The 20,795-nt window shown below is 53.1% G+C and carries 18 protein-coding genes and 2 tRNA genes; 12 read left to right on the top strand and 8 right to left on the bottom strand.

Translation table 11 applies throughout. The annotated features are described in order from the left end of the window. The first annotated feature begins 56 nt into the window (after window positions 1-56). Window positions 57-743 (top strand): hypothetical protein, encoded by a 687-nt coding sequence (locus tag QT230_RS00400; RefSeq protein ID WP_308319520.1) that lies wholly within the window; start codon window positions 57-59, stop codon window positions 741-743. A 54-nt stretch (window positions 744-797) separates the two neighbouring features. On the opposite strand, the gene QT230_RS00405 is transcribed toward QT230_RS00400, so the two are convergent. Then, window positions 798-1,727, bottom strand: coding sequence for an alpha/beta hydrolase (locus QT230_RS00405; RefSeq protein ID WP_308319522.1), 930 nt, complete (start codon window positions 1,725-1,727; stop codon window positions 798-800). Between the two features lie 77 nt (window positions 1,728-1,804). Beyond that, on the bottom strand, window positions 1,805-2,416 hold the full coding sequence (locus tag QT230_RS00410; RefSeq protein ID WP_308319523.1) for a TetR family transcriptional regulator: 612 nt from the start codon (window positions 2,414-2,416) through the stop codon (window positions 1,805-1,807). A 214-nt stretch (window positions 2,417-2,630) separates the two neighbouring features. Here QT230_RS00410 and QT230_RS00415 point away from each other — a divergent pair, with 214 nt between their 5' ends. Together QT230_RS00415 and QT230_RS00420 are read left to right on the top strand one after the other, a co-directional pair. Further along, entirely contained in the window at window positions 2,631-3,662 is a 1,032-nt protein-coding gene (locus QT230_RS00415) for a succinylglutamate desuccinylase/aspartoacylase family protein (RefSeq protein WP_308319524.1), read from the top strand. Between the two features lie 207 nt (window positions 3,663-3,869). Then, entirely contained in the window at window positions 3,870-5,342 is a 1,473-nt protein-coding gene (locus QT230_RS00420; RefSeq protein WP_308319525.1) for a catalase, read from the top strand. Window positions 5,343-5,394: 52 nt separating this feature from the next. On the opposite strand, the gene dusA is transcribed toward QT230_RS00420, so the two are convergent. The 4 genes from dusA to QT230_RS00440 all read right to left on the bottom strand — a co-directional run bounded on the left by dusA (window position 5,395) and on the right by QT230_RS00440 (window position 8,337). Beyond that, a complete protein-coding gene (dusA, locus tag QT230_RS00425; protein WP_308319526.1) occupies window positions 5,395-6,408 on the bottom strand; it encodes a tRNA dihydrouridine(20/20a) synthase DusA in 1,014 nt (337 codons plus the stop codon). 338 nt (window positions 6,409-6,746) lie between these two features. Continuing rightward, window positions 6,747-6,959, bottom strand: coding sequence for a helix-turn-helix transcriptional regulator (locus QT230_RS00430; protein WP_308319527.1), 213 nt, complete (start codon window positions 6,957-6,959; stop codon window positions 6,747-6,749). Beyond that, window positions 6,956-7,330, bottom strand: coding sequence for a hypothetical protein (locus QT230_RS00435; protein ID WP_308319529.1), 375 nt, complete (start codon window positions 7,328-7,330; stop codon window positions 6,956-6,958). Before QT230_RS00435 ends, QT230_RS00430 begins: the two co-directional genes overlap by 4 nt. 200 nt (window positions 7,331-7,530) lie before the next feature. Beyond that, window positions 7,531-8,337: a sulfite exporter TauE/SafE family protein gene (locus tag QT230_RS00440; RefSeq protein WP_308319531.1), complete on the bottom strand. Its 807-nt coding sequence runs from the start codon at window positions 8,335-8,337 to the stop codon at window positions 7,531-7,533. 145 nt (window positions 8,338-8,482) lie between these two features. Here QT230_RS00440 and QT230_RS00445 point away from each other — a divergent pair, with 145 nt between their 5' ends. Beyond that, complete coding sequence (locus QT230_RS00445) at window positions 8,483-9,085, top strand: hypothetical protein (RefSeq protein ID WP_308319532.1); 603 nt, start codon at window positions 8,483-8,485, stop codon at window positions 9,083-9,085. A 5-nt stretch (window positions 9,086-9,090) separates the two neighbouring features. Here QT230_RS00445 and QT230_RS00450 read toward each other — a convergent pair whose 3' ends face one another. Beyond that, on the bottom strand, window positions 9,091-9,615 hold the full coding sequence (locus tag QT230_RS00450) for a helix-turn-helix domain-containing protein (RefSeq protein WP_308319533.1): 525 nt from the start codon (window positions 9,613-9,615) through the stop codon (window positions 9,091-9,093). Between the two features lie 303 nt (window positions 9,616-9,918). Here QT230_RS00450 and gltX point away from each other — a divergent pair, with 303 nt between their 5' ends. The 3 genes from gltX (at window position 9,919) to QT230_RS00465 (ending at window position 11,798) form a co-directional block, all read left to right on the top strand. Then, window positions 9,919-11,400, top strand: coding sequence for a glutamate--tRNA ligase (gene gltX / locus QT230_RS00455; protein WP_308319534.1), 1,482 nt, complete (start codon window positions 9,919-9,921; stop codon window positions 11,398-11,400). Window positions 11,401-11,588: 188 nt separating this feature from the next. Next, window positions 11,589-11,664: transfer RNA gene (locus QT230_RS00460), tRNA-Ala, on the top strand. A gap of 58 nt (window positions 11,665-11,722) precedes the next feature. Then, window positions 11,723-11,798: transfer RNA gene (locus tag QT230_RS00465), tRNA-Glu, on the top strand. A 715-nt stretch (window positions 11,799-12,513) separates the two neighbouring features. Here QT230_RS00465 and gltA read toward each other — a convergent pair. Then, complete coding sequence (gltA, locus tag QT230_RS00470; protein ID WP_308319535.1) at window positions 12,514-13,800, bottom strand: citrate synthase; 1,287 nt, start codon at window positions 13,798-13,800, stop codon at window positions 12,514-12,516. A 500-nt stretch (window positions 13,801-14,300) separates the two neighbouring features. Here gltA and sdhC point away from each other — a divergent pair, with 500 nt between their 5' ends. From sdhC to QT230_RS00495, 5 genes are all read left to right on the top strand, one after another. After that, complete coding sequence (gene sdhC / locus QT230_RS00475; RefSeq protein ID WP_308319536.1) at window positions 14,301-14,678, top strand: succinate dehydrogenase, cytochrome b556 subunit; 378 nt, start codon at window positions 14,301-14,303, stop codon at window positions 14,676-14,678. Next, entirely contained in the window at window positions 14,672-15,019 is a 348-nt protein-coding gene (gene sdhD / locus QT230_RS00480) for a succinate dehydrogenase, hydrophobic membrane anchor protein (RefSeq protein ID WP_308319537.1), read from the top strand. The genes sdhC and sdhD overlap by 7 nt, the downstream gene beginning before the upstream one ends. Window positions 15,020-15,022: 3 nt before the next feature. Further along, complete coding sequence (sdhA, locus tag QT230_RS00485) at window positions 15,023-16,795, top strand: succinate dehydrogenase flavoprotein subunit (protein ID WP_308319538.1); 1,773 nt, start codon at window positions 15,023-15,025, stop codon at window positions 16,793-16,795. 24 nt (window positions 16,796-16,819) lie between these two features. Next, window positions 16,820-17,530 (top strand): succinate dehydrogenase iron-sulfur subunit, encoded by a 711-nt coding sequence (locus QT230_RS00490; protein WP_308319539.1) that lies wholly within the window; start codon window positions 16,820-16,822, stop codon window positions 17,528-17,530. A gap of 402 nt (window positions 17,531-17,932) precedes the next feature. Next, window positions 17,933-20,767, top strand: coding sequence for a 2-oxoglutarate dehydrogenase E1 component (locus QT230_RS00495; protein WP_308320100.1), 2,835 nt, complete (start codon window positions 17,933-17,935; stop codon window positions 20,765-20,767). The last annotated feature ends 28 nt before the right edge of the window (window positions 20,768-20,795 follow it).

Genomic DNA, 20,795 nt, shown 5'->3' on the forward strand with positions numbered 1-20,795 from the left:
GAACTAAGCTGGAAGTAACAATACATAACCGGCTAAGTACCGGGGGAGGTGCCACCATGAATGATTTACTGCACGCCGCTACGCAATTTCCGAGCATTGTTTTTACCCTGTTACTCGGACTATTAGCCCTCTACTGGCTATTAGTGATTATTCGCTTAGCACCCTTAGAGCTGTTTGAGCGCGATAGTCTAAAAGAGGATCATCTCGCCAGTACGCTGGTGTCTCTAGGCTTCGCCGGTGTTCCCGCCACGCTGGCCTTAACGGTGATTCTGACTATTGCAGCAGTTCTAACATTAGCGATTGAGCTGCTGGTGTTACGTTGGCTGCCGCTTGGCTTGATACGTATACCGGTAGGGGTGCTGGTGCTATGGGGCTCGCTGGTGGCGGCCTCGCCCGTGGCGGCGATGCTCTGCCAGGCGTTGCACCGGGGGTTGCACCGGTACCGCCCCTTCACCCGGCGCTGTTTACTGGGCCAAACGGTCATCGTGACTGAGCGCCAAGGCGTGGGGGAGCAGGCGTTTGCGGTGATTGAGAATGAGCCTACTAGTAGAGTCAAACTGCTTAGCAAAAGCGATGCTCTGCCTGTGCAGGGAGAGCGCCGGGTGTTGGTGAAGTATTTACCTGAAGAGGGCGCCTACCGCAGCGTCTCCGAGCAGGCGTATCTCGAAACGCGGATCCGCTTGAATAAATTGCGGCTAAACCAGAAAAACCGCCATTCAACCCATTACTCTACTTCGCACTGATTACCTCAATTTCGCTAGTGGGCTACCGGGAGGCACAAACCTCAAGTATCCCGGTTATTTCCACCGCCGCCACTGCTGCGCCAGCCACCGCACTACATGCTGCCAGCCAGTGGCGTTTTGCATTTTATTATCTGGCGCTGGGCGAGGTGCGGGGCGATTTAAAAAGTCGCGAATAGGGTCAACCTGTGCCGGTTTATCCAGCATGGGGGCATGACCGCAGTTAGGCACGCTAAGCGTTACCAGCTTCGGCTGTGCTTCGGCCATCTTCGGCAAGGTTTCTGGGTCTAGTAGCGTTGACTCCTCCCCGCGGATGACCATCACAGGACAGCGAATATTCGCCCAGTCGGCCCACATATCGCGCGGCGTATCATGTACAAACTGTTCGCCGATGCGTGGGTCAAAGTGGTACGTCCAACTGCCATCCGGTAACCGACGGGCACTGTTGAGTGCCAGCTCGCGGCGTGCGGCTTCAGCAGTAATGCCGAAGCTGGCATAGTGCTGGTTGAGCTCTTGCTGGAGTTCGCTAAAGGTAGAAAAACGATGGGTAACGCCGAAATAGCTGGAAAGACCAATAAGGCCCTGTGTGTTCAGCTCGGGACCAACGTCGTTAAGAATCAGCCGGGTAATACGCGCGCTGTGCTGTGGATCAGCGGCAATCAGCATGCCAAGCAGGCCACCCATTGAAGTGCCCAGCCAATCAACTTCATCAAGTTCGAAATGGTCGAGTAGCGCGATCGCAACGGTTATGTAATGGCTATAAAGATAGTCGTGGGCAGGGAATAGTGACCAGCTTGATAACCCTCGACCTGGGGTGTCTGGAGCGAGCACCCGCCATTCACTACCGAGTTCCCGCGCCAGCGCACTAAAGTCGCCGCCATGGCGAGCAAGTCCATGCCAGGCGACCAGGGTGCGTGGGGCGGTCGGGTTCCAAATACGTACGGCCACTTCCAATTCGCGTACGCGGATAAACTCCAAGGCATCCATAGTGTGCTCACACGGCTATAACAGTAGGGCCAGTATTAGCATACCTGCTGCTTTGCAGCGAGAGCTGGGTGAGGTGTTTAGCGCTGCATCATAAGAATAGCGGCATCAATTAGTTCGCCACCGCGTTCACGAATCGAAAAAGCCTCGGGGTTACGTAGCCAGTCATGAAAAAGGCCGCCTAGCATGGCTTGCATTAACCGCGTCGCCATTTCAGGGCTGAGATCTTCGCGCAATAGCTTCTGCTGCTTAGCTAACACAAAGACGTCGAGCATTTCCTCAAAACACTCGTTGCCAATTTCTTCCTGCATTTCTAACGGATTGATATCGCTGAAAAACTCACAGCGATGCAGTAAAATCGACAGTATTCTTTGATAAGAGGGTTGCTCAAGGCGCACCAAGCCCGCATAGCAGGCTAACCGTATGGTTTCAAGTGGCGATAGCTCGGCGTCAGCATTGCTCACCTCATCCATCAGCGACTGGAAGGGCATGCGCACTTGTTCAATCAGTGCCATGAACAGGTCGCCCTTGTTTTTAAAATGCCAGTAAACGGCACCGCGGGTAAGGCCTGCATGGCGAGCAATTTGCTCAAGCGATGTGCGCGCCACGCCCTTGGCAAAAAACATCTCTTCAGCAGCTTCTAACAACGCTTCTCGAGTAGCAGCAGCTTCAGCTTTGGTTTTTCTTGCCATGGAAATATAACCTTAATAATCGACGCGGGATGATCACATTTTAACCTAAGCTGAATAACATTTACATTCAAAACTGTATGGATAAATATTCCAGTGCATAACGTGGATTAACAAATTCGTCATTTTGGTGCTTAAGGGGTATAAACGAGTAATAAAACTGGCCCAGAGGGGGAGTGTTGCTGCTAACCCTACCCATTGAAAACAGGATATACGCATGGCGCGAGCACCTTTTCTTCTAGGCGAGCATATCATTATGCCCGGTCAGCGCTCACAAGTTGACGTGCCGGTGGCGCGTTTGTACACCCACACCCCCTTGCATATTCCCGTCGAAGTGGTGCACGGCCGTAAGGATGGCCCGGTATTGTTAGTGTGTGGTGGCATTCATGGTGACGAAATCAACGGGGTGGAAATTGTCCGTCGGATGCTGCGCTCGAAAGCGATCAACAGCATCCGCGGCACACTTATCGCCGTGCCAGTGGTGAATGTGTTTGGCTTTCTTCAACAAACACGCTATTTGCCCGATCGGCGCGACCTCAATCGCTGCTTTCCAGGCAGTGAAACGGGTTCGCTAGGCGGCCGGATTGCCGCACTGTTTCGCGAACAGATCGTTGATTACGCGACCCACATTATTGATCTGCATACCGGGGCGATTCATCGCACCAATCTGCCCCAAATTCGTGCCCAACTGCGTCCAGGCAGCGAAACCGAACGCATGGCCGATGCTTTCGGCGCCCCGGTGGTGCTTAACGCCGAGCTGCGCGAAGGTAGCCTGCGCCACTACGCCCAAAGCCGCGGTATTCCGGTATTAACCTATGAGGCCGGTGAGGCGCTGCGTTTTGATGAGTGGGCGATTGCCCCCGGCGTGCGCGGCGTACTGCGGGTAATGCGGCGTTTAGGTATGCTGACCGGCGAACAGCGCCGCCGTATACCAGCACCGGCTGAGTTGGCCAATGGGTCAAGCTGGGCGCGTGCGCCAATCGACGGTATTTTACGTCCCAAGGTGCGTTTAGGTGCGCGCGTAGCCAAAGGTGAAGTGCTGGGCAAAGTAGCCGACCCTTTTGGCAATGACGAGGGAGAGGTGCGCTCCGCTGCCGATGGTATCGTGATTGGCATGAGCCGTTTGCCGCTGGCCAATGAAGGCGAGGCGCTGTTTCATATCGCCCGCTTTGATGAGATTGAAGAGGCCGAAACCGCTGTTGAGAGCTTCAACTCAAGCCTGGTGCCTCCCCCTGATTCGTTCTATTAATCGCGTCTAATAATTAAAAACTATTGTCATGATAGGGCCGTGATAGCCGTTATGAATGGCAAGTTGGCAGCTGTTTGACTATACCTATGGGTGGGCTTTGTTAGCGGCTACTAAAGTGATAATAATCAAAATAAATAGCCAGGCTTTCATCGTACTCGAATGAGTGGCGACAAGACGCCACGTTTACCGTGACATGGAGGAAATACGATGACGAGCGATACCCCTAAACACACCACAACGGATGCAGGCATACCGGTTAGCAGTGATGAACACTCCCTCTCGATAGGCCCAGATGGGCCGATCGTTCTGCATGATCACTACTTGATGGAGCAGATGGCTGCCTTTAACCGGGAAATGATCCCGGATCGTCAGCCACATGCGAAGGGAGGCGGTGCCTTTGGTCACTTCGAGGTAACGCACGACGTCAGCCAATACACCAAGGCTGACTTTCTTCAGCCGGGTAAGAAAACCGAGATGCTGGCTCGTTTCTCGACGGTGGCCGGTGAGTCCGGTAGCCCAGACACCTGGCGCGATCCCCGTGGCTTCTCGCTGAAGTTTTACACCGAAGAGGGCAACTTCGACATGGTGGGTAATAATACCCCCGTGTTCTTCGTTCGCGATCCGCTCAAGTTCCAGCACTTTATCCATTCACAAAAGCGCCGAGCGGATAACGGTTTACGTGATCACGATATGCAATGGGACTTCTGGACGTTGTCGCCGGAGACTGCGCACCAGGTCACCTGGCTGATGGGCGATCGTGGTATACCCGCCAGTTGGCGCCATATGAACGGCTATTCAAGCCATACTTATATGTGGATTAACGCCGAAGGCGAGCGCTTCTGGGTGAAGTACCACTTCAAGACTGATCAGGGCATTAAGTGCATGACCCAGGAACAGGCCGATAAGATGGCGGGGGCGGATGCTGACTATCATCGCCGCGACCTGTTCGATGCCATCAAACGCGGTGATCATCCAACCTGGACGCTGCAAGTTCAGATTATGCCGTTTGAAGATGCCAAGGCCTACCACATCAACCCCTTCGATTTGACCAAGGTGTGGCCGCACGCCGACTACCCGCTGCAAGAAGTCGGTAAGATGACGCTGGATCGCAACCCCGTCGACTTCCACTCGCAAATCGAACAGGCGGCGTTTCAGCCCAGCAACGCCGTACCGGGCACCGGTTTCTCTCCAGATAAAATGCTGTTGGCGCGGGTAATATCCTACGCTGATGCTCACCGTGCGCGTTTAGGGGTGAACTACCAACATATCCCCGTTAACGCGCCCAAGACACCGGTTAACAGCTATTCCCAAGGTGGTCGGATGCGTATTTCCCACTCCACCGACCCGGTGTACGCACCTAATAGCAAAGGGGGCGCTCACGCCAGCCCGGAAAGATACCCGGAAGATGCGACATGGGAGACTGACGGCGAGTTGGTTCGCGCCGCCTACACGCTGCGCTCGGGCGATGGCGACTTCAACCAAGCCAATGACCTGGTCAATAAGGTAATGGATGATGCTGCCCGTGATCGGTTGGTCAACAACATCGTGGGCCACGTTTCCGACGGTGTTGAAGAGCCGGTACTGTCACGGGTATTTGAGTACTGGAAAAACATCGACCAGACGATTGGCGAGCGTGTCGAGCAGGGCGTAATGGCAAACCGTCGGGAAAACGGTCAATAAGCTTACGCTATCAGGAAAACGAACCCGCTACTCTCTTGCGTAGCGGGTTTTTTTATACAACGCACTCGGGTTCGTTCACCAAGCTAAGCGCGTCATCAAATAGGCGCAATCCTGCGCCTTCTTTGTGGGCGTATTCTGACAAGTGACGCCGAAAGCGCCTGCCGCCTGGGCAGCCCTGGAACAAGCCCAGCAGGTGGCGGGTAATATGATTCAGCTTTGCGCCTTCATCCAAACGCTGCTGAATATAAGGCCGAAACGCAATTGCCGCATCCAAGCGGCTTGCCGCAGGGCCTTTCTCACCAAACAGCTGCTCATCAACCCCGGCGAGCAGCCACGGGTTTTGATACGCCTCACGTCCTACCATCACGCTATCCACATGGGTAAGCTGCTCTTGGCACTCCGCCAGCGTTTTAATTCCACCGTTAATGCCAATATGTAATTCAGGGCGGCTCTGCTTTAAGCGGTGAACGCGAGGGTAGTTAAGCGGTGGCACATCGCGATTCTGTTTAGGCGATAAGCCTTGCAGCCACGCCTTACGTGCGTGAACAGTAAATACCTCGCACCCTGCATCAGCGACGATAGCGATAAAGCGCTCAAGGTCGGCATCTTCATCCTGATCATCAATACCAATACGGCACTTCACCGTGACCGGAATAGACACCGTGGCCTGCATCGACCGCACTGCATCGGCGACCTTCTCGGGATAGCCCATCAAGCACGCGCCGATCAGGTTGTTCTGCACGCGATCGCTCGGGCAACCCACGTTCAGATTCACCTCGTCATACCCCCACGCCTCGGCAATCGCCGCGCACTCAGCTAGCTCACCGGCATCGCTGCCACCTAACTGCAGCGCCAGCGGATGCTCCACCTCGTTATAACCCAAAAAGCGCTCACGAGGCGTACCGTGCAAAATCGCACCAGTGGTGACCATCTCGGTATACAGCAGCGTCCGCTTGGTTAACGTGCGTGCGAAGGCTCTGTAGTCGCGGGTCGTCCAGTCCATCATCGGTGCAACCGAAAAAAGCCGCCCACGATCTGCACTGTTTTCATTAATTAAATTAGTCATTTAGTAATATCGCTAGCTGCAATAAACACAGCTAAATTGCCTCTAAATGCGGTAATTAACGCCCTTGGTGTACCCATGGTGTACCAAGCAACCATAATGGCCGAAGTCTAAAAAAGCTGGGTACACTTTAAGTGCTTTTTGAGAGCTTTCTCAGAGGCGGCGTGATGTATTCGCTCCATTGTACGTAAGAAAGGGCATTCAGCACATAGCAAGATATATGCCGCTGCGCTTATGGCGTTGTTCAGGTTGGGTATCACCCAAAATGAAATGAAGAACGCTATAAATCGCCTTAGGAGGTGATCTCACCAAGCAGTAACGTTCACTGCTGCTGGGTAGGATTAAAGCGGCTTTGGAGCTTTCGTTTCTTCCTCAAAAATATCTTCTATTTTCGACTCAAGAACTCGTGCGATCTCAAAAGCGAGAGGAAGGCTGGGATCGTATCTATTATTTTCTATAGAATTAACTGTTTGGCGAGAAACCCCCAAACGGCTTGCTAACTCGCCTTGAGACCAGTTCCGAGCGATACGCAGTATCTTCACTTTATTTTTCATCGATAACGTATGCTGCCTATTATTGTTCCAATTACCCAGAATGAAGCCATCAACGGCCAGACAACAAACATTGTCATCTTTGGGAAACCTACATTCTCAAGAAATCCATAGCTGAATGTAAGCAATGCTGTGGCGGCAAACGCTAACACCATCGCCTCAAATTGTATTTTTCTTTGAAGCTCGTCCATGCTCCTGACGCCCCTAATAATAACCCAGCACACAACCAGTGCTGGCACCATAGGCATTATGGAGACAACAATAGGCCATGCAGTTTCATTATTAAGCTTATTTAATGAATATACTAAAATTAGAACATATGTCATTAAGCATAAGCTTAATTCAAGCCAGTATCGATATTTCATAGCTTTCATCACCACTGCATTATGTAAAGGTAGCTTTACATTAGGCTATTGAAATTTTATGTCAAGCACGCTTTACATGATAGGCTGATTTAATAGTAAGCTCCTGGCTAATTTGTCGTCATCCCCCCATTTTTGCGCCAGAAGGTCATGACCATTCTGGGGTTTCTCTTCGTAATAGAGACGCTGAAGCTCGGCGCGGGCACGTTCTCTCAAGCCGTGAACACCGCATAAACCATCTGCAGTGCCAACCCCATCAGCATAAAGGCGAATACCCGTTTGAGGAGTTTAACGGGTAGCTTATGTGCTAATTTCGCCCCGATGGGGGCGGTCAGGATGCTGAAGGGCGCCATTAACAGGAACGCTGGCAGGTAAACATAGCCTAGCGCGGCACTAGGTAGCCCGGCCGTACTCCAACCGTTAATGATATAGCCCAGCGCCCCGGCAACCGCAATCGGTAGCCCCACGGCTGCGGAGGTGCCAATCGCGCGGGGTAGTTTGACGTTGCACCAGGTGAGGAAGGGCACCGTTAAGGAGCCGCCGCCAATGGCAACGAGGGCAGAAATGCCGCCAATTCCCAGGCCAACGCCGCTTACGCCTACCGGGCCCGGCAATCCACGGCTTGGTTTGGGCTTGATGTTGGCCAACATCTGGAGCGACATTAGCACCATGAAGCAGGCGAAAAAGATGGCGAGGGCACGGGTGGGGATCAGCGCGGCGATAAAGGTGGCCAAGAAAGTGCCGACTAATATGCCGGGGGTAATAAAGCGCACGATGTCCCAGCGCACGGCCTTGTGCCGATGGTGGGAGAGCAGGCTGGCGGTGGAGGCGGGTATGATAGCCGCCATCGCGGTACCCAGCGCTAAGTGGGCTAGATGCTCATGGGGCACACCCTGGAGTACAAAAAGGGAGGTTAGAATCGGTACCATGATGCCGCCGCCGCCAATCCCTAATAAGCCCGCCATCAGACCAACAAAACCGCCCAATGCTACATATGCTACCCACCAAATGATGTCCAAAGCCGACGCCTCTTAAATGTCTTGTTAGCACGATAAGTACATTGTACCGGAAGCGAGGCGTTTAGCGGGGGCTAAGAAGAGTATTCAACTGTGGTAGCGGCTAGGCAGTGGTAAGCTTGAGGTTAGGCCATGTTTTGGAGTTTATATGCGCAATGTAATAAGTAGTGTTGGCGTGTTGATTGTGTTCGTTGCGCTACTGGCAGGCTGTGGCGAAACAGAAGAGCCGCCAAATGAGCCGGCTTCTATGACGCAGCCTGAGCAGGTGCCGACCGCTGAAGCCGCCGTTGCTGAGCCAGAAGTGGTTGAAGAAGAAATAGAGCCTCTGGTCGTTGAGATAGCGGCGCACGTAGTGTTACGTAGCGACCGGCGCTTAATGGTGGAAGGCGAGAGCAACTTACCTGACGAGACGCTGGTGCAAGTTATCGTTGAGCGCGAAATTAGCAGCGTGCGGTGGCGCGAGCGAACACGCATAAGCGATGGCGTATATGCAACAGGGCCTTTTGGACCTGGCAGTGGCCTGCCCGATGGTGGCTATATAGTGCGGGTTGAAGTTTCAGAGGGCAGCGTGCAGCCAGAGGCGGTACAAGCGCGCATTGGCCACGAGGGCCAGCACCTTGCGGGAGAGCTTGTAAGTCAATCCCGGCATGGGCTGGGCCAGGTGGCCACCTACTCACGACGCTTCTTGGTGGGGAGTGAGCCAAGGAGAACGCGTGACCAGGTGGAGGTGCTAGAGAGTCCGGGGATGTAGACGCTTTAGGCAGGATGCCAATGGGCTAACAGTACTGCATGAATGGCGGTGTCGCTGGGGGCTTTAGCGAAGTGCTCAATGACAAAATTATCGTCACGCTGCACTATATAGTGGCCCGCTTTGTGAAACACTTGGGTTGGTCCGAGCAACATTAGACCACCAGCACTCACCGGCGAAAAATCTGTATTGGATCCAGGCGTTGCCATGACACATGGCGCCTTCCAGTCAATGTTCAGCTTCAAGTGGCTGGGCACTTTAATGGTGGTTGCCTGTACCTGTTCCCAGGGGAGAGGGCCGGTATGGGTCAACGTCAATAGCTCGGGGGCGCTATCACCTTCTAACAGTGTTGCCAGGGAGCAGTCGAGGGAGTCTGCGAGCGCCACTAAGCGTTCGTGACCGATCTGCTTGATCGCCCCGGATTCCCAGTAAGAAATGGTGACATCTGACACGCCAACTTTGCGTGCGAGGGCAGCTTTATTGAGCTTGGCCCTAAGCCGCAGTTGCTTTATCCGTGAGCCTAGCGATTCCATTTCGTCTTCCTGATGATGAGCTAAACAAGCTCGTTGAATGTTTTCCACTATGGTATGTCTTTCAATAGAGATAGTGGCGCTTGGAGCATGCGTTATTGGTCTGACTTATCTTGAGGTAATTCCCCCAAGGTGTTGCTGCAGAGCCATACTAAGCGATTGTGCTAGAGTGCGCATTAGTGGACGCATAACGTTGAGCTAATTTCTCTGACGCTTTTCTGCTTGGGTTGTTCCCTGCACGGCGCTGTTGGTTGCGCCTAAGGTGCGTATAATATCGCCATGCACTTTTGCCAATAGGACGTTTTCATGACCGTACGTACTCGCATCGCGCCTTCTCCGACCGGGGACCCTCACGTTGGTACGGCCTACATCGCGCTTTTTAATCTGTGCTTCGCGCGTCAGCATGGTGGCCAGTTTATTTTGCGTATTGAAGATACTGATCAGGTGCGTTCCACGCCTGAATCGGAGCAGATGATTCTGGATTCGTTGAGCTGGCTGGGTCTTGAGTGGGATGAAGGCCCCGACGTAGGCGGGCCGCATGGTCCTTATCGACAAAGCGAGCGTGGCGATATATATGCTCAGCACGCCCAGCAGCTTTTGGACGCGGGGCATGCGTTCAAGTGTTACCGCACCAGTGAAGAGCTGGATGAACTGCGCGAAACCCGCAAAGCAGCCGGCCTGCATTTAGCCTTAAAGCCTGCGGATTTAGCGCTGGATAGCCAGGAGCAAGCACGCCGTGAGCAAGAAGGCTGGCCTTACGTGGTGCGTATGAATGTGCCTGCTGAAGGGGTTTGCGTTGTTAATGATATGCTGCGCGGCACAATTGAAGTGGAGTGGGCGCAGGTGGATGCGCAAATTCTGCTTAAATCGGATGGCATGCCTACTTATCACTTGGCGAACGTTGTTGATGACCACTTGATGGAAATTACCCATGTATTGCGTGGGGAAGAGTGGATTAACTCCGCACCAAAGCACCAGTTGCTGTATGAGTATTTTGGTTGGCAAATGCCGCAACTTTGTCACATGCCGCTGCTACGCAACCCGGATAAATCCAAGCTCTCCAAGCGTAAGAACCCGACCTCGATCAACTATTACCGCCGGATGGGCTTCTTACCCCAAGCTGTGACCAACTATTTGGGGAGGATGGGCTGGTCAATGCCTGGCGAGCGCGAAAAATTCAGCCTTCAAGAAATGATGGCGGAATTTGATGTGCAGCGTGTCTCGTTAGGTGGCCCGGTGTTTGATCTGGAGAAGCTAACATGGCTGAACGGCGTTTATATCCGCGAAGATTTGGACGACGATGCACTGTTGAGCGCGCTTCGCGACTGGGCCTTTAATGAAGACTATGTTAAGCAGATTCTGCCACAGGTACGCCCACGGGTAGAGACGCTCTCCCAGGTGATGCCGTTGGCAGGACACTTCTTCTCGGGTTTACCTGTGCTGACAAAAGCGTCGTTTGATAGCGTGAAGCTTGAAGAAGAGGAACTGGTAAAACTGCTCCAGTTTCTTGTCTGGCGGTTTGAGGGTGTCTCGGCTTGGCACAAAGAGGCTTTGCTGAGCGAAGTGAAGCTGCTAGCTGAACACTTTGATTTGAAAATGAAGGTCTTCCTGGCTCCGGTATTTATTGCCATTACCGGGAGTACCTCCAGCACCTCGGTGATGGACGCTATGGCGATTCTGGGGTCTGACGTCACTCGAGCGCGGTTGCGTAGTGCGATCGACGTTCTCGGCGGCGTATCCAAAAAGCAGGCTAAGCGTTTTGAGAAAGCGTTTCGTGAAATTGCGTAAACGCGTTTTACCGAAGCCCTAGCCCTTAAGCCAGATTTCTGAAGCTTTTGTCCCGAAGTTTTCCCCCGAGCTTTTAGGCATAACCGAAGCGTCTACTCTTTCTATGCTGTTTGCATAGCAAATAGGCGCTTTTTCTATTGACTAAGGTTAGCGTAATCAGTATTATACGCTCCGTCTTCGCGACATGTGGGGCCTTAGCTCAGCTGGGAGAGCGCAACACTGGCAGTGTTGAGGTCAGCGGTTCGATCCCGCTAGGCTCCACCAATTTTCATACTGCTTTGTTAAAGAGTGTGAATGTTGGCCGTGAAGCGGCTCGTTATACGTCCCATTCGTCTAGTGGTCTAGGACACCGCCCTTTCACGGCGGTAACAGGGGTTCGAACCCCCTATGGGACGCCACTACTTTATACCCCTCCTGATGTTTTCTCTGGCAATGAGTTTTCTCATGCGCTGGCTTTTGGCATTCCTGCTGTTCACAAATGTGCTTATAAAAATGTTCACATAAACGCTACAAATCGTCATTTTTTAGACGATTTTTTGCTTGACTTGTCCACTTTTGCTGTTCGGGATTTGAGGTTGTGCACAACCCTTTGTTGTAGACGCAAAAAATCTTTAACAGAACTTAAACCATTTAAAAACAATGAGTTATGTTAGATCAAAAAATGACCAATTTAAGGCTGGCCCACTGTCCATGGCGATCTCGGGACGTTTTGAAGTGGTTGTGAACAGGGTTATCCACAGATAGTGTGGAAAACCTTGATCGATAACCAGTAGCAAAAAAGTCAAGCGATATTAGCCGCTGTTTAGGCATTCTTATGACGGGGCTATGGTTCAATAAATGATTCAACAGGGCGAAGTAAAATGCTCTCAAGTGCCTCTTCAGTTGGCGCGCCTGACATCAAGCCTATCCCCGCCCAGTTTCCTTCCAGCTCCCCTGTCACTGCTCAGAGGCTTCTACGCTATGGTCTTGGTCGAGGTAATAGAAGGGTGGGGGGGCAATCGCTCGTTTGTGATCGGATACTGCCTTGGTGGCTTAAGAGGCATAGCGTTAATCAGCCCATACGCAAAAGGCCACCCGAAGGTGGCCTTTGATCGTACTATCAAACGGGGTGATTTATTTTTTTGGATAGTCACGCTGATCGTGACCAATGTAAAGCTGGCGCGGACGGCCGATTTTGTAACTTTCGCTAAGCATTTCGTGCCAATGAGAGATCCAGCCAATGGTGCGAGAAACCGCGAAAATCACGGTAAACATGTTGGTTGGAATGCCCATCGCTTTCAGGATGATGCCCGAGTAGAAATCGACGTTCGGGTACAGCTTGCGCTCAATGAAGTATTCGTCTTCAAGGGCGATCTGCTCAAGACGCTTGGCGATTTTAAGCTGCGGGTCGTCGGCCATGCCGAGTTCCGCGAGTACTTCATCGCAGGTTTCTTTCATTACCTTGGCGCGCGGGTCGAAGTTGCGATAAACGCGGTGGCCAAAGCCCATCAGCTTGAACCCGTCGTCTTTATCCTTGGCTTTATCGACAAAGCGCTGAATGTTCTCTTCGGAGTCGTCACCTATCTCATCGAGCATGGCCAGCACGGCCTCGTTGGCGCCGCCGTGAGCGGGGCCCCAGAGTGCCGCGATACCAGCGCTAATACAGGCGAATGGGTTGGCGCCGGTAGAGCCCGCTAGGCGGACTGTCGAGGTAGAAGCGTTCTGCTCGTGATCCGCATGCAGCATAAAGATGCGGTCCATGGCTTTAGCGTATACCGGGTTAATTTTGTACTCTTCACAAGGGTTGCTGAACATCATGTAGAGGAAGTTCTCTGCATAGCTCAGGTCGTTGCGTGGGTAGTTGAACGGCTGTCCAACGTTGTACTTATGTGACATCGCCGCCAGTGTGGGCATCTTGGCAATCAGGCGGATGGCGCTGATCTCACGGTCTTCTTCTTTAGTGATATCCATGTGGTCATGATAGAAAGCTGCTAAGCCGCCTACTACACCACACAAAATGGACATTGGGTGCGCGTCGCGACGGAACCCTTTAAAGAAGTTGTTGATCTGATCGTGAACCATCGTGTGGTTGCGAATGCGCGATTCAAATTCAGCGTACTGGTCGTCGTTGGGTAGCTCGCCAAACAGCAGGGTGTAGCAAACTTCTACGAAGTTAGACTCTTTCGCCAGTTGATCAATGGGGTAGCCACGGTGCAGCAGTACGCCCTTGCCGCCATCAATATAAGTGATAGCAGACTGGCAAGAAGAGGTGGCCATAAAGCCGGGGTCGTAGGTGAAAAGGCCTTCGGCACCTAAACTGCGTACGTCGATAACGTCGGGGCCAAGTGTGCCGGAGTACATGGGTAGCTCGATCGGGTTATCCAGACCATCTACCGTCAATGTCGCTTTCCTATCAGCCATGCAGGCCTCCTTTCGAATTCGGGTTGGGACATAAGTCGTTGCTGCGCATACCGCGCCGGCGAAAAGGCCTGCCCACTATAGAAGTGTGCGACATTTTGTCAATTAGCCTAAACGCTAGGCGCATATTATACAAATATTGTTATTATGGTTAATTTATGTATAAGATTTTAAAGTCTATAAATAACTGAGCGTCACAAAAATGGTCGTTCGGCTCATATAATACGTTAACAGGCTTATCAATCTGCTAACCTACTGCCACTATAACCATGCTGCAGCGCAAAATCGACTCGTGATAACAGGAATTTTCTTGCACCATAGTCGATTTAGCCCTGAGTTCGGTTTGTAAGCGGGGGCGAAGATTCTTATAATCTACGGCGCGCGACCGGTAGGTAGTAGGTCGTGCCCAACTTGGCAACGGCCGAGCCCCTTCCCGAAACCACCGCCCGCTCGGGCTACGCCCGACTTGTCTCAGAGCGGACCAAGAGAGTGTGTACAACGCCGTGAATAGCAAACGACCCGTAAACCTAGACCTTTCCACCATACATTTTCCACTGCCAGCACTGACATCGATCACACACCGCATTACGGGTGTCATCCTGTTCGTTGGCCTGATTTTCGCTTTTTGGGCGCTGGGTAAATCCTTGTCATCTCCGGCGGGTTTTGACGCCGTTAGCGATGCCTTAGCTAACAATTTTTTGGCTAAGTTGATTGCTTGGGGTCTGTTGTCCGCCTTGGCATTCCACTTCGTGGCAGGTATCAAGCACCTGCTGATGGATGCCGATATTGGTGTGACCCTTGAGGGTGGCGTGCAAAAAGCGCAGATCACCATCGTGGTCAGCGCTGTTCTGATTATTCTGGCAGGAGTCTGGGTATGGTAACTAACATCACAAGTTTTGGCCGTAGTGGGCTATCTGATTGGCTGATGCAGCGCGTATCCGCGGTAATCCTTGCCCTTTACACGATCTTTATTGTCGCCTTTCTGCTGTTTAATCCGAACCTTGATTACTATACGTGGAGCGGCCTGTTCAACCAGACGTGGATGCGAATTTTCTCGCTTTTGGCGTTTATCGCTTTAGCGGCACACGCCTGGATTGGTCTATGGACCGTCACCACCGACTATCTCAAGTCCACGCGCCTGCGCATGGGTGTCCAAGCTGTCATTCTCCTGGGCATTTTCGTGTATTTGGTGTGGGGCATTCAAATTCTGTGGGGAGCTTGATACATGTCTAATCTGCGTAGCCTGACGTTTGACGCCATTATCATTGGTGGCGGTGGCTCCGGCCTGCGAGCCGCACTGGAGCTGGCTAAGTCCGGTAAAAAGACGGCCGTGTTATCAAAAGTATTCCCGACACGCTCGCACACCGTTTCTGCCCAGGGTGGCATTACCTGCGCCATCGCTTCTGATGACCCGAACGATGACTGGCGCTGGCACATGTACGACACCGTTAAAGGCGGTGACTATATCGCTGACCAGGATGCGGCTGAGTATATGTGTTCTGAAGGCCCGAAAGCGGTATTTGAGCTCGAGCATATGGGCTTGCCGTTCTCGCGTTTAGACAACGGCCGCATCTATCAGCGCCCGTTTGGTGGTCAGTCAAAGAACTTTGGTGAAGGCGGCCAGGCGGCGCGTACTTGTGCAGCGGCTGACCGCACCGGCCACGCACTGCTGCACACGCTTTATCAGAATAACCTGAAGAACAACACCGTGTTCCTAAACGAGTGGTACGCGGTTGACTTGGTCAAAAATGCTAGCGGCGACGTGGTGGGTTGTATCGCCATGTGTATCGAAACCGGCGAAGTGGTTCACGTGAAATCCAAGGCCACGGTGCTGGCGACCGGCGGTGCTGGGCGTATCTACGCCTCGACCACCAACGCCCTGATCAACACCGGTGACGGTATCGGTATGGCGCTGCGCGCTGGTTTTCCGATGCAGGACATGGAAATGTGGCAGTTCCACCCGACTGGTATCTACGGTGCGGGCACGCTGGTCACAGAAGGCTGCCGTGGTGAGGGCGGTTACCTGATCAATAAAGATGGCGAGCGCTTTATGGAGCGTTATGCGCCCAACGCCAAAGACTTGGCGGGCCGTGACGTTGTCGCTCGTTCGATGGTGATGGAAATCCTCGAAGGCCGCGGCTGTGGCGAGAAGGGCGACCACGTCTTCCTGAAGCTTGATCACCTGGGTGAAGAAGTCCTTGGCAAGCGCCTACCCGGTATCGTTGAGCTTTCTAAGACCTTTGCGCATATCGACCCAGCGAAAGATCCGATCCCAGTTGTACCGACCTGCCACTATATGATGGGTGGTATCCCGACCAATATTCATGGTCAGGCGATTACTATGGATGAAAGCGGTAACGATCATATCGTTAACGGTCTGTTTGCCTGTGGTGAAGCGGCCTGCGTGTCGGTCCATGGTGCCAACCGCTTGGGCGGTAACTCGCTGCTGGATTTGGTGGTCTTTGGTCGTGCTGCAGGCATGTTTATCGAAGGTGCGCTGAACGAAGGTATTGAATACCTGGATGCATCTGAGTCTGACGTTGAGTCGGCCATGAAGCGCATTACGCGTTGGAATGAGTCTGAGGGCGGCGAAAGCATCCCTGAGCTTAAAGCTGAGCTTCAGGAAATCATGCAGACTTCGTTCGGCGTATTCCGCGAAGAGAAAAATATGCTGGAAGGCGTCGACAAGCTAGCGCTGCTGCGTGAGCGGATTGGCAACGCTTATTTGCCTGACAAATCCAATGCCTTCAACACCGCGCGTGTAGAAGCACTGGAACTCGATAACTTGATGGAAGTGGCAGAAGCGACAGCGATCGCTGCCCTGAAGCGTAACGAGAGCCGTGGTGCTCACTCACGCTACGACTATCCAGACCGTGACGATGTCAACTGGCTGAAGCACTCGCTCTACTTCCCAGCAACGAAAGAGCTGAAGAAGCGCGACGTAAACTTCAAACCCAAAACCATGGATATGTTCGAGCCTAAGGTTCGTACCTACTAATCTCTGCAACGAGAGGGAGTCACTATGTCCAATCTTCAGGTATCCATATACCGTTACAATCCGGAAACCGACTCCGCGCCTTATATGCAGGAGTTTCAGGTTGATACCAAAGGCCGCGACGTAATGGTGTTGGATGTTCTTCATATGATGAAAGAACAAGACAGCGGTTTGGTGTTTCGTCGCAGCTGCCGCGAAGGCGTGTGCGGTTCCGACGGCATGAACATGAATGGCAAAAACGGCTTGGCGTGCATTACGCCGCTGTCAGACGTTGTCAAAAATAACAAGCTCGTGCTGCGCCCGCTGCCGGGCTTACCGGTTATCCGCGACATGGTCGTCGACATGGGGCTGTTCTATAAGCAGTACGAGCGTATTCAGCCGTACCTGCAGAACGATACGCCTGCGCCGGCTATCGAGCGTCTTCAGTCGCCGGAAGAGCGCGATAAGCTAGATGGCTTGTATGAGTGTATTCTATGCGCCTGCTGTTCAACGTCTTGCCCCTCTTTCTGGTGGAATCCAGAGAAGTTCGTGGGCCCGGCAGGTCTGCTGCAATCTTACCGCTTCCTGGCCGATTCGCGTGATACCGCTACCCGTGAGCGGTTGAGCGATCTGGAAGATCCGTTCTCGGTTTTCCGCTGCCGCGGCATCATGAACTGCGTAGCAGTTTGTCCAAAAGGGCTCAACCCCACCCGGGCAATCGGTAAAATTCGCGAAATGCTGCTGTCTGATGCTACCTAAGTCTATGAGATGTTTGTAAAAAAGCGCATATCACTTAAGTTGGGTAATAATGCCACTTAAATCATGGCGCTTCGCTTGTTATCATAGTGCTTATCACGCGGTGCGGCGTCACGTCGCATCGCTGATCAGACAAGTTTGAAAGCCGGTGCCTGGGGTACCGGCTTTCGAGCATGAACTGAAGATGAAACACAGTATGACTGCTAGAAACACAGCATGACCGCTAGATGTGACATGAAGTACTAGATGACGAATAGCTAATAGCTAATAGCTAAATGAACAGGGTTTCCGGCCTTTGGCCGGCGCCGCCGGCAAATGTCCCGCCCCGCCGGCAGGGCAATAGCGATGTCGCCGCACGTTTGCGACGATACCGATACCACCCCATCAGTGCAGGGTGACCGAGAGATGCAACAAGGCATAATGGAATTGATGTGGCGTTCCTCTCACGTTAGTGGCGGTAATGTTCACTACGTAGAAGCGCTTTACGAGCAGTACCTCGCCGATCCTGAGTCTGTCCCTGACGAGTGGCGCAGCTATTTTGACCAGTTGCCGCGCCCCGAGGGCAGCGCCTCCCACGATGTACCACTAAGCCCAATCCGTGATCAGTTCTACCAGTTGGGGCGCGAAAGCCGCCCGGGCCGTGTAGTCGCCGCTGCCGACAGCGGTGAAAATAAAAAGCAGGTAAAAGTCCTGCAACTGATTAACGCTTACCGCTTTCGTGGCCATCAAAAGGCCAATATCGACCCGCTAGGGCTGCGTAATCCCACCCCCGTCCCTGATCTCGACCTGTCGTTTCATCAGCTCTCAAAGGCTGATCTGGACACCGAGTTCCAAACCGGTTCTTTCTTTTTAGGCATCGACAAAGCGCCACTGCGTGACATCGTGGATGCGCTGGAGCGCACCTACTGCCGCTCCATCGGCTGCGAGATCATGCACATTGTCGATACGGAAGAGAAGCGCTGGCTGCAGCGGCGTTTTGAGTCGGTACGCAGTGCGCCGGAATTTAGCGCTGACGTGCGTAAGCACGTACTGGAGCGCTTGACGGCCGCCGAAGGTTTGGAGAATTACCTGGCATCCAAGTATCCAGGTACCAAGCGTTTTGGTCTTGAAGGCGGCGAATCGTTTGTGCCGATGATGGATGAGCTCATCCAGCGTGCTGGTGGTTATGGTACCAAGGAAGTGGTCATCGGTATGGCTCACCGTGGCCGACTCAACCTGTTGGTCAATATTCTGGGTAAAAACCCCGCTGACTTGATTGATGAGTTCGACGGCAAGAAGGTGATCGAGCGTGGCTCAGGCGATGTGAAGTACCACCAGGGCTTTAGCTCGAATGTCATGTCGCCGGGCGGCGAAGTCCATTTGGCGATGTCGTTTAACCCATCTCACCTGGAAATCGTAGCCCCGGTGGTGGAAGGCTCGGTACGCGCTCGTCAGGACCGTCGTAATGACGAAGAGGGTAGCAAGGTGCTACCGATCAACGTCCATGGCGATGCGGCGTTTGCTGGCCAAGGCGTGGTGATGGAGACATTCCAGATGTCCCAGACCCGTGCTTATAAAACTGGTGGCACGGTCCACATTGTGATCAATAACCAAGTGGGCTTTACCACCTCGCATCCGCTCGATGCGCGATCCACCGAGTACTGCACAGATATTGCCAAGATGGTTCAGGCGCCAATTTTTCATGTTAATGGCGATGACCCGGACGCGGTGCTGCACGCGACTCAGGTCGCTCTCGACTATCGCCAGCAGTTCAAGAAAGACGTGGTGATTGATCTTGTTTGCTATCGTCGTCGTGGTCATAACGAAGCTGACGAGCCGTCAGGCACGCAGCCGATGATGTACGCCAAGATCAAAGATCACCCCTCTGCGCGCTCGCTGTATGCTCAGCGCTTGGTTGAGCAAGGTGTGCTCTCTGAAGAGTCTGCCAAAGCGATGGTGGAGACCTACCGTAATGACCTAGTGGCAGGTAATCACGTTGCTAATGCGTTAGTGCAAGAGCCCAATGCTTCGCTGTTTGTCGACTGGGCGCCCTACTTGGGGCACGAGTGGTCGGGTGATGCCGATACGACCTTCGATATGAAGCGCCTGCAGCAGTTAGCCGCGCGTATGTGTGAAGTGCCGGATGGCGTCGACGTACAGCGCCAAGTGGCCAAGATTTATGATGACCGCCGCAAGATGCAGGCCGGTGGGATGGCGCTTAACTGGGGCTTCGCTGAAACCCTGGCTTATGCCACGCTGCTAGAGCAAGGTCATCCGATTCGAATTACCGGGCAAGACGTGGGCCGCGGTACGTTCTCCCACCGTCATGCGGTAGTGCATAACCAGAAAGACGGTTCCACCTATGTTCCGCTACAGAACATGGCCGATGGTCAGCCGCGTTTCACCATTCACGACTCTATCCTTTCGGAAGAAGCCGTGCTGGCGTTTGAGTATGGCTATTCGACGACTGCGCCGAATGATTTGGTGATCTGGGAAGCTCAGTTTGGTGACTTCTTCAACGGCGCCCAGGTGGTGGTGGATCAGTTCATCTCCTCGGGTGAAACGAAGTGGGGCCGCGTGTGTGGTTTAACTATGCTGTTGCCGCACGGCTATGAAGGACAGGGCCCTGAGCACTCCTCTGCACGCCTGGAGCGTTTCCTGCAAATGTGTGCCGAGCACAATATGCAGGTCTGCGTACCGACTACCCCCGCTCAGATTTATCATCTGTTGCGTCGGCAGGTGATTCGTCCGCTGCGTAAGCCACTCGTCGTGATGACGCCTAAATCGCTGCTGCGTCATAAAGAGGCGATTTCGAGTCTTGAAGATCTAGCTCATGGCAAGTTCCATATGGTGCTCGCCGACCAGGCGGATCTAGCGCCGGAGAAGGTCAAACGCGTTGTGCTGTGTGCTGGCAAGGTCTACTACGACTTAGCTGCTTGGCGCGCCGAAAATGAGCGTACTGATACAGCGATTGTACGTATTGAGCAGCTTTATCCCTTCCCGAAAGAAGAGCTTCTGGAAGCGCTGCAAGACTATACAAACGTAGAAGACATCGTGTGGTGTCAGGAAGAGCCATTGAACCAAGGCGCCTGGTACTCCAGTCAGCACAATATGCGTGCAGTGGCCGATATGCTGAAAGATGGCTTCGGACGCGATTTGAAATTTGCCGGACGTCCCGCCTCTGCTGCTCCGGCAGCTGGCTATATGTCCGTCCATACTGAACAGCAGCGCCAGCTGGTGGAAGACGCTTTCAATTTATAAGCGACCACCGGGTTTAGAGAACATGCGG

The sequence above is a fragment of the Halomonas sp. SpR8 genome (genome assembly GCF_031010195.1).
In the GTDB taxonomy this organism is placed as follows: domain Bacteria; phylum Pseudomonadota; class Gammaproteobacteria; order Pseudomonadales; family Halomonadaceae; genus Vreelandella.

Bases quoted from the DNA above. Each gene is read 5' to 3' on its own strand.
- QT230_RS00400 (WP_308319520.1), top strand. From the start codon at position 57: ATGAATGATTTACTGCACGCCGCTACGCAATTTCCGAGCATTGTTTTT.
- QT230_RS00405 (WP_308319522.1), bottom strand. From the start codon at position 1,727: ATGGATGCCTTGGAGTTTATCCGCGTACGCGAATTGGAAGTGGCCGTA.
- QT230_RS00410 (WP_308319523.1), bottom strand. From the start codon at position 2,416: ATGGCAAGAAAAACCAAAGCTGAAGCTGCTGCTACTCGAGAAGCGTTG.
- QT230_RS00415 (WP_308319524.1), top strand. From the start codon at position 2,631: ATGGCGCGAGCACCTTTTCTTCTAGGCGAGCATATCATTATGCCCGGT.
- QT230_RS00420 (WP_308319525.1), top strand. From the start codon at position 3,870: ATGACGAGCGATACCCCTAAACACACCACAACGGATGCAGGCATACCG.
- dusA (WP_308319526.1), bottom strand. From the start codon at position 6,408: ATGACTAATTTAATTAATGAAAACAGTGCAGATCGTGGGCGGCTTTTT.
- QT230_RS00430 (WP_308319527.1), bottom strand. From the start codon at position 6,959: ATGAAAAATAAAGTGAAGATACTGCGTATCGCTCGGAACTGGTCTCAA.
- QT230_RS00435 (WP_308319529.1), bottom strand. From the start codon at position 7,330: ATGAAAGCTATGAAATATCGATACTGGCTTGAATTAAGCTTATGCTTA.
- QT230_RS00445 (WP_308319532.1), top strand. From the start codon at position 8,483: ATGCGCAATGTAATAAGTAGTGTTGGCGTGTTGATTGTGTTCGTTGCG.
- QT230_RS00450 (WP_308319533.1), bottom strand. From the start codon at position 9,615: ATGGAATCGCTAGGCTCACGGATAAAGCAACTGCGGCTTAGGGCCAAG.
- gltX (WP_308319534.1), top strand. From the start codon at position 9,919: ATGACCGTACGTACTCGCATCGCGCCTTCTCCGACCGGGGACCCTCAC.
- gltA (WP_308319535.1), bottom strand. From the start codon at position 13,800: ATGGCTGATAGGAAAGCGACATTGACGGTAGATGGTCTGGATAACCCG.
- sdhD (WP_308319537.1), top strand. From the start codon at position 14,672: ATGGTAACTAACATCACAAGTTTTGGCCGTAGTGGGCTATCTGATTGG.
- sdhA (WP_308319538.1), top strand. From the start codon at position 15,023: ATGTCTAATCTGCGTAGCCTGACGTTTGACGCCATTATCATTGGTGGC.
- QT230_RS00490 (WP_308319539.1), top strand. From the start codon at position 16,820: ATGTCCAATCTTCAGGTATCCATATACCGTTACAATCCGGAAACCGAC.
- QT230_RS00495 (WP_308320100.1), top strand. From the start codon at position 17,933: ATGCAACAAGGCATAATGGAATTGATGTGGCGTTCCTCTCACGTTAGT.